We start from the raw sequence: 13,004 nt of genomic DNA on the forward strand, positions 1-13,004 counted from the left end.
CAAGCTGCCCATCCGGATGCTGCACGACCGGCTGCTGGTCAGGGCCGACACCGCCGAGGGCGAGCGCCGTTCCTCCGGCGGCATCGTCATCCCGGCAACCGCCCAGGTCGGCCGCCGGCTTGACTGGGCCGAGGTGGTCGCCGTCGGGCAGAATGTGCGCACCGTCGAGCCAGGCGACCGTGTGCTCTACGACCCCGAGGACCGCGCCGAGGTCGAGGTCCGGGGCGTCTCCTACCTCCTCATGCGCGAACGGGACCTGCACGCCGTGGCCGCCGAACGCCTCCAGGGCTCCGAGGACTCCACCGGCCTCTACCTCTGAACCGCCTGGGTCTCCTGAACCGCCTGGGTCTCTTGAGCCTCCTGGTTTTCCTGAACCGCCTGAGTCTGCTGGGTCTCCTGGGTTTCCTGGGGCGCTGATGCCGTCGGCGTCTCCGCGGTCGCGAGTCCTGGAGCCCGGTCGCCGCCGCTGCCGTCGGGTGGCGGCCCCGCCGACGCCGCGGGCGCGGCGGACGACTCCGGCTCCGGGACCGGCTCAGGGGCCGAGGCCGTCGGCTCGGCCGGCTCCGGGGAGGGCGGCCCCGAGGGCTCCGCGCCCCCGTCGCGTTCCCGCGGGTCCTCGCGTTCCTCCCGGCCGCCGGGCGGCGCCGTCCCGCCCTGCCCCGGCACGTCCGTCCCGTCCTCGCCCGGCGGGCCGCCCGGCGTCACCTCGGGCACCGGCTCCCCGCCGTCCAGGTCGAAGTCCCGCACCGGCTCGTCCCGCAGCGCCTCCGCCGTGTACTGGCCCCAGATCCTGGCCGGGAACCCGCCGCCGCTGATGCGTTCCTGACCCGCCGCGCCGTACAGCGGGCGCTGCTCCCCGGTGACCGGGTCCTGCCCGAACACCGCGACGACCGTGGTCAGTTCCGGCGTGAACCCGGCGAACCACGCGGCCTTGTCCTCCTCCGCCGTGCCCGTCTTCCCCGCCGCGGGACGGCCCGCGCTGCGCGCCGCCGTGCCCGTGCCCCCGCTCACCACGCTGCGCAGGACCGCGGCGGTGCCGTCCGCCGCCTCGCGGGACAGCACCCGTTCCGGGCGCGCCCGCGGCAGCCGCACCCGCTGCCCGCTCCGCCGCACCTCGTCGACCAGCGTCACCGGCCGGTGCTCCCCGTGCGCGGCCAGCGTCGCGTACGCCTGCGCCAGGTCCAGCGTGCTCGGCGTCGCGGTGCCGAGCGAGATCGAGCCCTCGGCCGTGTCGAGCCCCGGCGTGGACTCGGGGATGCCGAGCGCCACCGCGATGTCCCGCACCCGTCCGGGTCCGACATCGGCGCCCAGCTGCGCGAACACCGCGTTCACCGACTTGTCCATCCCCTCGGTCACGCTGATCTCGCCGTAGTCCTCCTGGCCTTCGTTGTGCGGGGACCAGCCTGTGCCGCGGCCGTCCCGGCCGACCACCTCGCGCCCGCTGTCGCCGTCGTACTCGGTGTCGGGGCCGATCCGTTCCCCGTCGTGCGTCTCGGCGTCGTGCTCAAGCGCCGCGGCGTAGACGAACGGCTTGAACGTCGAGGCCGCCTGGTAGTCGCGGCGGGTCGCGTTGTTGACGTACTGCTGTGTGAAGTCGCGCCCGCCGTACATCGCCACCACCCGGCCGGTGTCCCCCTCGACCGAGGTGGCCCCGGCCCTGACCCACGCGTCCTGCTCGCGGTCCTCGCTGAGCGCGCTCTCCAGCTGGGTCTCGACCGCGTCGGTGATGGCGCGCTGGCGTTCCGGTTCGATCGTGGTGGTGATGCGGTAGCCCCCCTGGGCGAGCTGCTCCTCGTCGGCGATGCCCCGTTCGGCGAGGTGGGTGTTGACGGCCTCGACGAGGTACCCGCGTTCGCCCGCGAGCCCCGAGGCGCCCGTGATCTCGCGCGGCTCGGGGAAGCGCATGCGCGCCCGTCTCCGCTCGGCGAGCCAGTCCTCCGACACCATGCCGTCCAGCACGTACTCCCAGCGGGCGACGGCCCGTTCGGCGTTCTGCGGGTTGGCGCGGACGTCGTAGGAGTTCGGCGCGTTCAGCAGCGCGGCCAGGTAGGCGCCCTCGGCGGTGGTCAGGTCCGCCGCGTCCTTGCCGTAGTACGCCTGCGCCGCGGACTGGATGCCGTACGCGTTGCGGCCGAAGTAGCTGGTGTTGAGGTACCCCTCCAGGATTTCGTCCTTGCTCACCTCACGGCCGAGCTTGACCGAGATGAACAGCTCCTTGACCTTTCTGGTCACGGTCTGCCGCTGGTCGAGGTAATAGTTCTTCACGTACTGCTGCGTGATCGTCGACCCCGACTGCCTCCCGCCGCCGCGCAGCATGTTCCACCCGGCGCGGACCATCGCGGTCACGTCCACCGCGGGATCGTGGTAGAAGTCCCGGTCCTCCGCCGCGAGCACCGCCCGCCGCACCGACTCAGGCACCTGGGAGAGCGGCACGTTCTCCCGGTTGACCTCGCCGACCCGCGCCAGCTGCGAGCCGTCCGCGTACAGGTAGACGTTGCCCTGGGCGGCGGCGGCCGACTTCGGCTCTGGAATGTCCACCAGCAGGTAGCCGGTGATCAGCGCGGCGAACACGGCGAGCACCCCCACCAGCGACCCGGCCAGCACCACCCGCCAGGTCGGGATCAGCCGGCGCCAGCCGGTGCGCCGCCGGCGCGGCGGGCGCGGCGGCGCACCGGCGCTCTTGGACGGCCACCCGGGCCAGCGGCCGGCGGCGCGTGGGGGCTCGCTCTCGTCGCTCACGGTGCGGTGTTGTCCCATCTGTCCGTTTGAGACACTGTCGCACCGTGCGTAACGAACCGCGCCGCGCGGCCACACCCGCGGCCCGCGGGCTGTCCCCCGGACGGGCCCCGCGGCTCACCCGTCAGGGCTCAGAGCGCGCGTTCGCCGCCGGGCAGCAGGGTGCTGAGGTCCACGGCCTCGGCCATGGCCCGGTAGCCCGCGTCGTTCGGGTGCAGGCCGTCGCCCGAGTCGAACCCGGGGGCCAGCAGGTGCGGCGCCACCGGATCGCGCAGCGCCGCGTCGAAGTCGATCACGGCGTCGAAGATCCCGCCGTTCCTGATCTGGGCGTTCACCTGCTGCCGCACCTGATCAAGACCGGGCGTGTACGCGCCGTGCCCGCCGAACGGCGCCAGCGTCGTCCCCAGCACGTGCAGGCCCGCGTCGCGCGCGTCCTGCGCCGCCCGCCGCAGACCGGCCACCAGCACCGCCGGGTCGGCCTGCCGGGGCTGGAGGATGAGGTCGTTGATGCCGAGCTGGATCACCGCCGTGCGCGCCCCGGCCCGCGGCAGCACGTCCGTGTGCAGCCGGCGCAGCCCGCTCGGCCCGTTGTACAGCCGGTCCGGGGCGCCGTCACGCAGCAGCCGGTTGCCGCTGATGCCCTGGTTCAGCACGGACATGGCCGGGGCCCGCGGCTCCTCGCGCAGCCGCTCGAACAGCACGTCCGTCCAGCGGCGGTTCGCGCCTGGCGTCGAGGAGATCCCGTCCGTCAGCGAGTCACCGAGCACGACGACGGCGCCCTCCACGGACGTCGCCAGCACCTGCACCGCGGTCACGTAGCGCCACGACTCGCTCACCTCCGTGAACGGCGCGCCCGTGACGTCGTCGGCCCGGTCCCCGCGCGCCACGTAGTTGGGCTGCTGCGCCATGCGGTGGTACGTGACGGGCCCGGAGGGGCCTGGCGCGTGCACCGTGACCAGCAGGTCGGCGGCCGGGGGCACCTCAAGCGCCACCGGGTCGCTCAGGACCGAGCCGCGGGACGGGATGGTCACCGAGCCGCGCTCGTCGAACGTGAGCCGCCGCATGCTGTCCGGCACGGCCGCCGGGCCGCCCGCGGCGGACAGGGCCACCGTGACGTCGGTGAACGTGACCGGCTGGCTGCCGTAGCGGTTCGACAGCTCGACGCGCACGCCGGTGCCGCCCACGGTCGCCCGCAGCACATTGCGCACCGACCGGTTGGCCATGCCGTCGCGCGTGCCCGGCTCGGCGCCCGTCGGCGCGGCGGACCAGGTGCCCACCCACTCGCCCTCGGCGGCGGGCACGACGCCTTCCGCCGGCGCGGGCCCGTGCGCCTGCGGAGGCGCGGCCACGTCGCTCCGCGCGTTCTGTCCCGTACCGATGGCCAGCGCCACCCCGATGACTACGGCCATCAACCCCGTCAGCAGGGCGAAAGCCCGCCGCCCACTCACCGCTCCCACCCGCACATGATCCCACGATCGGACTACCCCGGCCGACTCGTCCGGGTGAAGCGGCCGGAACCGCGACAATGGGAGGCATGACGACGACACGCTCCCCGGCCGGAGCCGGCCTCCTCACCGAGGCCGACGCCGAGAAGCTGCGCGGCCTGCGCCGGATGAAGGCACTGGCCACGGGCCTGCTGGTGGCCGTGGCCGTCGTCTACGCCCTGGCCACCTGGGCGGAGCACAGGGGCGCGGGTGCCTGGGCGGGCTACGTGGCCGCCGCCGCCGAGGCCGGCATGGTCGGCGCGCTGGCCGACTGGTTCGCCGTCACCGCCCTGTTCCGTCACCCGCTCGGCCTCCGCATCCCGCACACGGCGATCATCCCCACCAAGAAGGACCAGCTCGGCCAGTCCCTCGGCGACTTCGTCGGGGAGAACTTCCTGTCCGAGCAGGTCGTGCGCGACAAGCTGCGTTCCGTCGCCCTGGCCCACCGCCTCGGCCACTGGCTCGCCCGCCCCGAGAACGCGGACCGCGTCACCGCCGAGCTGGCCACCGCCGTGCGCGGCGGCCTGCGGGTGCTGCGGGACGCGGACGTGCAGGCGGTCCTCGCCGAAACGATCACGCGCAGGGCCGAGGCGCAGGACATCTCGCCCGGCATCGGGCGGCTGCTGGAGAAGACCGTCGCCGACGACGGGCACCGCAGGTTCGTCGACCTGATGTGCGCCCAGGCCCACGACTGGCTGGTCAAACACCGCGACGCCGTCCTCACCGCCGTCGAGGGCGGCGCCCCCGGCTGGACCCCGCGGTTCGTCGACCGCCGCGTCGGCGACCGCGTCTACCGCGAACTCCTGCGCTTCGTCACGGAGATGCGCGACGCGCCCGACCACCCGGCGCGCGGCGCCCTGGACCGCTTCCTGGCCGATTTCGCGCACAAGCTCCAGCACGACGAGGAGACCCGCGCCCGCGTCGAACGGCTCAAGTCCGACTTCCTCACCCGCCCCGAGGTGCAGGAGCTGATCGCCTCCGCCTGGGCGAACGTTCGCGCCATGATCCTCACCGCGGCCGAGGACGAGCGCAGCGCCCTGCGCCGCCGGGCCCGCACCGCGGTCCTCGGCATCGGCAACCGGCTGGCGACGGACGACCGCCTCCGCGCCAAACTGGACGGCTGGGTCGCGGACGCCACGGTGCACATCGTCTCCGGCTACCGCGCCGAGATCACCTCCCTGATCTCGGACACCGTCGCCGGCTGGGACGCGCGCACCACCTCGCGGAAGATCGAGCTGCACATCGGCCGCGACCTCCAGTTCATCCGCCTCAACGGAACGGTCATCGGCGCCCTCGCCGGCCTCGTGATCCACGCGGTCACCAGCGCGGCCGGCGGCTGATGTCCCGCTTCGCCCGGTAGGATTGACCGCCGAGCGGCCGTGATGGAATTGGCAGTCATGCTGGGTTTAGGTCCCAGTGCGCCTCGCGCGCGTGAGGGTTCGAATCCCTCCGGCCGCACCGTTCGCCGTCGGGGGCCGGGGACGCGTCGGGTGGTGGTGGGGCAGCGATAGCGTGTACCCGTACCACCCTTACGTGACCTGCTGCTCGGGTTCCTCCAGGAGGATCGATCATGGCAACCACACGCATCGCGACCACGAACTGGGAAGGCTCTCTCATGGAGGGGGCCGGCACCGTCGAGCTCGACTCCTCGGGTGTCGGGAAGTTCGACGTCTCCTGGCCGTCCCGTGCCGAGGAGCCGGGCGGGCGCACCAGCCCCGAGGAGCTGATCGCCGCGGCCCACTCCTCGTGCTTCTCGATGGCCCTCTCGCACGGCCTCGCCGGTGCGGGCACCCCTCCGGAGTCGGTGCGGACGCAGGCCAGCGTCACGTTCCAGCCCGGTGAGGGGATCACCGGCATCGTGCTGTCCGTCAAGGCGCGGGTGCCCGGGCTCTCCGCCGAGGACTTCCAGACGGCCGCCCAGGCCGCCAAGGAGAACTGCCCGGTGAGCAAGGCCCTGGCCGGCGCCCCGATCAGCCTCGAAGCCGAACTGCTCGACTGATCACGCCATTTCCGACGTCCCGGCCCCGCCACCAGGAGCCGGGACGTCCGTCGTTCCGCCCGGCGCGCGGGGGCAGGAGCTCCTCCTGCCGGGGGACGCCGGATGCCGTCGGGGTGCCACATGATGAGCTGGACAAGATCCACCCCTGCCGAAACGGGAGACATGACAGCTCGACGTATCACGCGGCGCCACACCATCGGCGGTGTGACGGCCGGGGCCCTGCTCGCCGGCCTGCTCGTCGCCGCGCCCGCCCACGCCCAACCGGCGCCGTCGCCCGCGCTGGACGAAGCGGCGCTGGACGCGTCCCTTCAGGCCGTGCACGAGGCGGGCATCTACGGCCTCTACTCGGCCGCCGACACCGGGGCCGGGGAACGCTGGCGGGGGGCCGCCGGAGTCGCCGACGTCACGACGGGCCGGCCCGCCACGCCCCAGATGCGGCACCGCGTCGGCAGCGTCACCAAGAGCTTCGTCGCCGTCGCCGTGCTCCAGCAGGTGGCGGCGGGCCGGGTGGACCTGGACGCCCCGGTCGGCGCGTACCTGCCCGGGCTGCTGCCGGAGGCGCAGGGCAGCGCGGTCACCGTGCGCATGCTGCTGAACCACACCAGCGGCATCGGGGATTACGTCGCGGGCGCGTTCCCCTCCCTGGGCGAGGGCTCCGGGGCCAGCCTCGACGAGAACCGCCTCGACCGTGTCGCGCCGGAGGAGCTGGTGCGGATCGGGCTCGCCGCGCCGCCCACGGGCGCCCCCGGCGAGCGGCACGCCTACTCGAACACCAACTACATCATCGCCGGGCTCCTGATGGAGGAAGTCACCGGCCAGGACGTCGAGGACTACCTCGCGGAACGGGTCATCGCCCCCGCGGGCCTGCGCCACACCTCGCTGCCGCGGACGGCCGCGATACGCGGGCCGCACGCGGGCATGTACGAGGCGATGTACGGGCTGTTCGACCCGCCGCGGGACTACCGCACCTACGACCCGTCGTGGTTCTGGACCGCCGGGGCGCTGGTGTCCACCGCGGCGGACCTCGACGCCTTCTACGCCGCTCTCTTCGACGGCACGCTGCTGCCGCCTGAGCAACTGGCCGAGATGCGGCGCACCGTGCCCGTCGAGGACGCGGCGGGGCAGGTGGTCGGCGCGTACGGCCTTGGCCTTTACCCGGTGCAGTTCACGTGCGGCACATTCTGGGGGCACGACGGTGTGGTGTGGGGCGCCGGCACCATGGCGTTCGCCGCCCCGGACGGCGGGCGGCAGGCGGCGGTCGGCAGCACGCTGACCAAGTACCAGACGGTCAACGAGGACGGCACGCTGGAGCCGCACCCGGCCGACGCCGCGCTGGTCCAGCACTTGAACTTGGCACTGTGCGGAACGGAGATCCCGGACCCGGCCGCACTCCCGCGGCTCGCGGACGCGTCCACGACCCCCCTCCCCGGCACGGACCGGCACGGGTAGCCGCCGGTGCCCGGCGGCGGGCGGGCCCCAACTGTTCGGCCTGTTCCCGGGTGTCCGTCGGCAGAGCGATACATAATGCTCATGTTGTATGCTGGCTGTGTAATAGTGTGCTGGTGGGAAGCGAAGGTGCCGCATGCCGTGGGAGATCGTCGTCGTCGAGCCGGCCCTGTCGTGGCTGCACGCTCTCCGGCGCACCGATCGGTCCACGTTGATACAGGTCAGCAAGGTGATCACGGCGTTGCAGGAAGAGGGGCCCGCCCTCGGGCGGCCCCTCGTGGACACGATCAAGGGGTCGCGTCTGCCGAACCTCAAGGAGTTGCGCCCTGGCTGGCTCCAGCGAGGTTCGGCTGCTGTTCGTCTTCGATCCCTTCCGGCAGGCGGTCATCCTGGTCGGTGGCGATAAGGCGGGCAACTGGTCCGGTTGGTACCGGGAGGCCGTACCGCGGGCCGAAGAGGCATACGCAGATCACCTGAAACGCATCGAGGGAGAGGACGAGGCGTGATGGCACCGGACCACTCGAAGGACCCGCAGGCCGTCTCCTGGGAGACGCTGAGCGAGGAGTTCGGCTTCACCACCGCGGAGAAGGACGAGATCGACCGCGGAGCCCAGGCGATGATCACCGCTTCCCGCGTGCACCGGCTCGCCGAGTTGCGGAAGCGCCAGCACACCACGCAGGTGGAAGTCGCCAAGGCGATGGGCGTCACCCAGGCACGGGTGTCCCGCATCGAAAAGGGGCAGGTCGAGCGCAGCGAGGTGGAGACCCTCGCGGCCTACGTGCAGGCGCTCGGCGGCAAGCTGAAGATCGTCGCCGACTTCGGTGACGAGTCGTACGTCGTCGGCTGACACCCGCGCCACGGCCGCGGGTGGGCGATGTAGCAGACTGCTCGCATCTGGCCGGGAAGTCCGGCCTCCGTCGTGGGCGAGGTGGTGTCCCGTGTCCGTGGTGAAGATCAATGTGCTGACGGTTCCCGAGGAGCAGCGGGAGGTGCTGGAGGAGCGGTTCGGGGCGCGGGCCGGGGCGGTCGAGGGGCAGGACGGGTTCGAGTGGTTCGAGCTGCTGCGGCCGGTCGAGGGGATCGACACCTACCTCGTGTACACGCGCTGGCGCAGCGAGGAGGACTTCCAGAACTGGCTCAACGGGCCGATGCGGGACGCGCACCGGGGTGGTGGCGGCCGGCCGGCGGCGTCGGGGGCCGAGCTGTGGTCGTTCGAGGTGGTGCAGCAGGCCGGGCCACGGGCGGCGGGCTGACCCCGCTGCCCGTGGCCCGCTGCCCGTGGCCCGCTGCTCGCTTTCGCTACAGCGCGAGGGAGAGCAGGGTCGGTGCCGCCTGGCAGTTGAGGGATTCGGCGGCGCGGCGGAGCCGGTGGGCCTGGCCGACGGGCAGGGAGAGGGCCAGGCACGCGACGGACGAGCCGGCGGTCAGGGGGACGGCGGCGCACAGGGTGCCGACGGCGTACTCCTGGAGGTCGAGGACCGGCATGCTCGCCGGCTGCCGGTCCAGGGAGCTGAGGAGCGTCCGCCGGTCGGTGATCGTGCGGGAGGTGAGCCGGGCGGCGCGGTGGCGGGTGAGGTGGTCCTGCCGTCCGTCGTGGTCGAGCTGGCCGAGCAGGCACTTGCCGATCGCGGTGGCGTGGGCGGCGGAACGGAAGTCCACCCACTCGTTGACCAGCGGCGTCTGCGGGGTGTCCGAGGTGTGGGTGACGATCAGCTCGCCGTCGGTGTACCTGGCCAGGTAGATCGCGGCGCCGATGGAGTCGCGCAGCGCGTCGAGTGCGGCCTGGAGCTTCCGCTGCCGGACCTCCCGCCGCTCCTCGGCGGAGCCGAGGGCGAGCAGGGTCTGTCCCGCGGCGTATCCGCCGTCGGTGAGCCGTCTGAGGTAGCCGTCGCGGCACAGCAGGCCGAGCAGCTCGGGCAGGTCCGCGGGCGGCAGGCCCGAGCGCCGGGCCAGCTCCTCCTCGGACATGCCGTCGGGCCGGCTCGCGATGGCCTCCAGCAGCCGCAGAGCCTGGCGCACGGACTGCAACGGGGCGGTCCGCCCGGACGTGGTCGCCAATTCGTCCTCCTCCTGCTCGCCTCCACGTGGGCAGCGGATGGAACCAGCCTAGCGACAGGCGGCGTTGCGGGGCGGCGGGTTGGCGCGGTCCGGTGTGGTCCGGTGTGGTCCGCGACGAGCCGCGCGGGCCGCCCCGCGTCCGTTACAGCACCGTGCTCAGGAACTCCCGTGTCCTTTCGTGTTCCGGCTCGCTGAACATCTTGTCCGGCGGCCCGGACTCGACGATCTTTCCCTTGTCGAACATGAGCACCGCGTCCGAGATGTCGCGGGCGAAGCTCATCTCGTGGGTGACGACGAGCATGGTGATGTCCGTGGTGTGCGCGATGTCGCGCAGCACGTCGAGTACACCGGCGACGAGTTCGGGGTCGAGTGCCGAGGTGACCTCGTCGAGCAGCAGCACCTGCGGGCGCATCGCCAGCGCGCGGGCGATGGCCACGCGCTGCTGCTGGCCGCCGGAGAGCTGGCTGGGGTACTTGTCGAGCTGTTCGGAGAGGCCGACCAGCTCGATCAGTTCCCTGGCCCGCTGATCCGCCTCGTCCTTGGACATGCCGAGGACGTGCACCGGCGCCTCGGTGACGTTGCGCAGCACCTTCATGTTGGGGAAGAGGTTGAACTGCTGGAAGACCATGCCGATCTTCTTGCGCACCTCGCGGACGTGCTTTTCGCCGGCCTTGGCCAGCGTGCCGTTCCGCTCCTCGTGGTTGAGGTAGTCCCCGTCCACCTTGATCGTGCCCTCGTCGGGCGTGAGCAGCGTCATGAGCAGCCGCAGGATGGTGGTCTTGCCGGAGCCGGAGGGCCCGATCAGGGTGACGTGTTTTCCGGTGTCGACGGAGAAGTCGAGCTGGTCGAGGACGGTCACGTCGCCGAAGCGCTTGGTGACCTTGTCGAAGCGGACCAGTTCGGCGCCGTTGGCGCGGCTGGCGGAGTTGCTGTCTCTCGGGATGTCAGCTGGTGATGGCAAGACGACGCTCCAGAAGGCGGATGAGCAGAGAGGCCGGGTAGGCGATGAGGATGAAGGCGATGCCGACGATCGTGTATGCCTCGAACGTGAACGTTTCGTTGCTGAAGCTTTCGGCCTCTCCGAACATCTCCAGCGCCCCGATGATGGCGATCAGCGGGGAGTCCTTCAGCATCGCGATGACGTAGTTGCCCAGTGCGGGCACCACCCGGCGGATGGCCTGCGGCAGGATCACCGCGGCCCAGGTGCGGCTGCGCGGGAGGCTCAGCGCGGTGGCCGCCTCCCACTGGCCGCCCGGCACACCGCCGATGCCGGCCCGGTACACCTCGGCGGTGTACGTCGAGTAGTGCAGGCCGAGGCCGATGATCCCGGTCGTCAGCGACGTCAGGGACGGGCCCCACTCCGGCACCACGTAGTAGAGGAAGAAGAGCTGCACCAGCAGCGGCGTGTTGCGGATGAACTCCGTGATGATGTTGACCGGCCAGCGGATCGCGGCGAACCGCGAGCGCTGCGCGATGGCCCACACCAGGCCGAGGCTGAAGGCGATGAGGCTGCCGAGGATCAGGGCCTGGAGGGTGAGCAGCACCCCGTCCCAGAACCGCGGCATGAAGTCGTCGACGACGTTCCAGTCCCAGGTCATCGGCTCGTGCCCCCCGCCGTCAGTGCGCCGGTGCCCTCACCGGCGTTCGACCGCAGCGTGAGCCGCGACCACAGGCCGCCGCCGCGCGGCGGGGCCTGGCCGATGCGGGATTTGGCGTGCCGTTCCAGCACACGCATCCCGCGGGTCAGGACGAACGCGAAGACGAAGTAGAGCACCAGCAGCAGGGTGTACACCGGGGCGCTCTCGTTGCTTCCGATGCGGACCAGGTTCGCCGCGTAGGTCATGTCGGCGACCATGATGGTGGACACCAGCGCGGTGCCCTTGAGCAGCTCGATCAGCAGGTTGTTGAACGGCGGCACCATCTCGGGCCACGCCTGCGGAATCTCGATGCGCCGCAGCCGCTGGAACTTGGTGAAGCCCAGCGCGACTCCCGCTTCGCGCTGGGCGGCCGGTACGGCGGCGAGCGCGCCGCGCACCACTTCGGAGCCGTAGGCCCCGTACGTCAGCCCCAGGGCCAGCACGCCCGCGTACATCGGGACGAACTGCCACCGGAACATCAGGGGGACGGCGAACACCAGCCAGAACATCAGGACCAGGGACGACGTGCCGCGGAACAGCTCGAAGTAGATGCCGGACAGGAAGCGCACGATCCACAGCCGGGAGGTGCGCAACGTGCCGATGATGAAGGCGACGACCACGGCGAGCAGGGCGCTGAAGACGGTGACCTGAATGGTGATCCAGATACCCGGCAGGAAGTAGTTGCTGAACATCCCTTCGGTCATCATCAGCAAAGCTCCTCTGCCGTGAGATCCGTCATCTCCTGCTCGGTGAAGCCGAACGGGGCGACGATGTCCAGCAGTTCTCCGCTGTCCTTGAGCCGGTGCAGTTCCTCGTTGAAGGCGTCCCTGAGGTTCTTCTCCGTCTGGCGGAACGCGAAGCCGCCCGCGCCGAACGCGGGCTCCCCGCCGAGGGTCGGCTGGAACGGCTCGGTGGCCTCCACCCGGTTGTTGCCCTCGACCGCGCCCTTGACGGTGACGTTGGTGCCGGCGAACGCGTGGACGCGGCCCTGCGCGACGGCTTCGAGGCCGGCCACCTGGTCGGGGAGGATCAGCAGGTCGTCGATGCCCGCGTCCTCGGCGTATGCGATCTCGGCGTATGCCTGGCCGGTGGCGAGCCGGAGCCCCCGTTCGGCGACGTCCTCGTAGGAGGTGATGTTCTCGGGGTTGCCCGCCTCCACGATGAACGCGTCCAGCATCAGGTAGTCCGGGTCCGCGAACAGCACCTGGGCGCAGCGGGTCGGATTGATGAACATGCCGGCGGACACCACGTCGAACTGCTGCGCCTTCAGCCCGGGAATCAACGCGCTGAAATCGACTGATACCGGGATGATGTTGTCCACGCCGAGCTTCGGGAAGATCACCTTGGCGATGGCCGGCGCCTGGCCTGTTGCCTCGCCCTCGTCGTCGATGTAGCCGAACGGCGGTTCGTTGGCGATGCCGACCTTGACGCTGCCGCGGTCACGCAGCCGCTCCAGCAGATCACCCCCCTCGACCGTGCCCTCGGCGGCGACCCGGCTGCAGCCGGCCGCCCCGAGCGCGCCCAGAGCCGCAGCCCCCGCGAGAAGCGAACGGCGGCTGACCCCTCCGGCTCTTCGTGTGTATGTCGGATACTTTCTCTCTGGTGGAGCCATGGCCGCGCGGCTACCCAGACTCGCCGGATGTA

The 13,004-nt window shown here is 71.8% G+C and carries 13 protein-coding genes, 1 tRNA gene and 1 pseudogene; 8 read left to right on the forward strand and 7 right to left on the reverse strand.

Annotated features, from left to right (window positions below):
- The first annotated feature begins 16 nt into the window (after positions 1-16).
- Entirely contained in the window at positions 17-319 is a 303-nt protein-coding gene (locus RM779_RS23535; protein WP_077063542.1) for a GroES family chaperonin, read from the forward strand.
- Here RM779_RS23535 and RM779_RS23540 read toward each other — a convergent pair.
- Together RM779_RS23540 and RM779_RS23545 are read right to left on the reverse strand one after the other, a co-directional pair.
- Positions 310-2,739 carry a transglycosylase domain-containing protein gene (locus tag RM779_RS23540; protein ID WP_311619735.1) on the reverse strand — a complete coding sequence of 810 codons (2,430 nt, stop codon included), beginning with the start codon at positions 2,737-2,739 and terminating at the stop codon, positions 310-312. The genes RM779_RS23535 and RM779_RS23540 overlap by 10 nt on opposite strands.
- Positions 2,740-2,867: 128 nt before the next feature.
- Positions 2,868-4,184, reverse strand: coding sequence for an SGNH/GDSL hydrolase family protein (locus RM779_RS23545; protein WP_311619826.1), 1,317 nt, complete (start codon positions 4,182-4,184; stop codon positions 2,868-2,870).
- A 77-nt stretch (positions 4,185-4,261) separates the two neighbouring features.
- Between RM779_RS23545 and RM779_RS23550 the strand changes: the two genes are divergently transcribed.
- The 7 genes and pseudogenes from RM779_RS23550 (at position 4,262) to RM779_RS23580 (ending at position 8,918) form a co-directional block, all read left to right on the forward strand.
- The gene (locus RM779_RS23550) at positions 4,262-5,560 is read left to right on the forward strand and encodes a DUF445 domain-containing protein (RefSeq protein WP_394813372.1); all 1,299 of its coding nucleotides are present in this window, start codon (positions 4,262-4,264) and stop codon (positions 5,558-5,560) included.
- A gap of 33 nt (positions 5,561-5,593) precedes the next feature.
- A tRNA-Leu gene (locus RM779_RS23555) sits at positions 5,594-5,678 on the forward strand.
- 112 nt (positions 5,679-5,790) lie between these two features.
- Positions 5,791-6,219 carry an OsmC family protein gene (locus RM779_RS23560; RefSeq protein ID WP_311619737.1) on the forward strand — a complete coding sequence of 143 codons (429 nt, stop codon included), beginning with the start codon at positions 5,791-5,793 and terminating at the stop codon, positions 6,217-6,219.
- A 162-nt stretch (positions 6,220-6,381) separates the two neighbouring features.
- Positions 6,382-7,668: a serine hydrolase domain-containing protein gene (locus RM779_RS23565; protein WP_311619738.1), complete on the forward strand. Its 1,287-nt coding sequence runs from the start codon at positions 6,382-6,384 to the stop codon at positions 7,666-7,668.
- A 133-nt stretch (positions 7,669-7,801) separates the two neighbouring features.
- A pseudogene (locus RM779_RS23570) lies at positions 7,802-8,171 on the forward strand (type II toxin-antitoxin system RelE/ParE family toxin).
- Complete coding sequence (locus RM779_RS23575) at positions 8,171-8,512, forward strand: helix-turn-helix domain-containing protein (RefSeq protein WP_311619739.1); 342 nt, start codon at positions 8,171-8,173, stop codon at positions 8,510-8,512. Before RM779_RS23570 ends, RM779_RS23575 begins: the two are co-directional and overlap by 1 nt.
- A 91-nt stretch (positions 8,513-8,603) precedes the next feature.
- A complete protein-coding gene (locus RM779_RS23580) occupies positions 8,604-8,918 on the forward strand; it encodes an antibiotic biosynthesis monooxygenase family protein (RefSeq protein ID WP_077061157.1) in 315 nt (104 codons plus the stop codon).
- 46 nt (positions 8,919-8,964) lie between these two features.
- Here the strand turns inward: RM779_RS23580 and RM779_RS23585 are convergent, their stop codons facing one another.
- The 5 genes from RM779_RS23585 to ehuB form a co-directional block, all read right to left on the reverse strand.
- Positions 8,965-9,723: an IclR family transcriptional regulator gene (locus RM779_RS23585; protein ID WP_311619740.1), complete on the reverse strand. Its 759-nt coding sequence runs from the start codon at positions 9,721-9,723 to the stop codon at positions 8,965-8,967.
- 142 nt (positions 9,724-9,865) lie between these two features.
- Positions 9,866-10,684 carry an ectoine/hydroxyectoine ABC transporter ATP-binding protein EhuA gene (gene ehuA, locus RM779_RS23590; RefSeq protein WP_311619741.1) on the reverse strand — a complete coding sequence of 273 codons (819 nt, stop codon included), beginning with the start codon at positions 10,682-10,684 and terminating at the stop codon, positions 9,866-9,868.
- On the reverse strand, positions 10,668-11,321 hold the full coding sequence (gene ehuD / locus RM779_RS23595) for an ectoine/hydroxyectoine ABC transporter permease subunit EhuD (protein WP_311619742.1): 654 nt from the start codon (positions 11,319-11,321) through the stop codon (positions 10,668-10,670). The genes ehuA and ehuD overlap by 17 nt, the downstream gene beginning before the upstream one ends.
- A complete protein-coding gene (ehuC, locus tag RM779_RS23600; protein WP_394813373.1) occupies positions 11,318-12,067 on the reverse strand; it encodes an ectoine/hydroxyectoine ABC transporter permease subunit EhuC in 750 nt (249 codons plus the stop codon). Before ehuC ends, ehuD begins: the two co-directional genes overlap by 4 nt.
- The gene (ehuB, locus tag RM779_RS23605; RefSeq protein ID WP_311619743.1) at positions 12,067-12,972 is read right to left on the reverse strand and encodes an ectoine/hydroxyectoine ABC transporter substrate-binding protein EhuB; all 906 of its coding nucleotides are present in this window, start codon (positions 12,970-12,972) and stop codon (positions 12,067-12,069) included. The genes ehuC and ehuB overlap by 1 nt, the downstream gene beginning before the upstream one ends.
- Positions 12,973-13,004: the final 32 nt, after the last annotated feature.

It is taken from the genome of Streptomyces johnsoniae (assembly GCF_031845565.1).
Lineage (GTDB): Bacteria > Actinomycetota > Actinomycetes > Streptomycetales > Streptomycetaceae > Streptomyces > Streptomyces johnsoniae.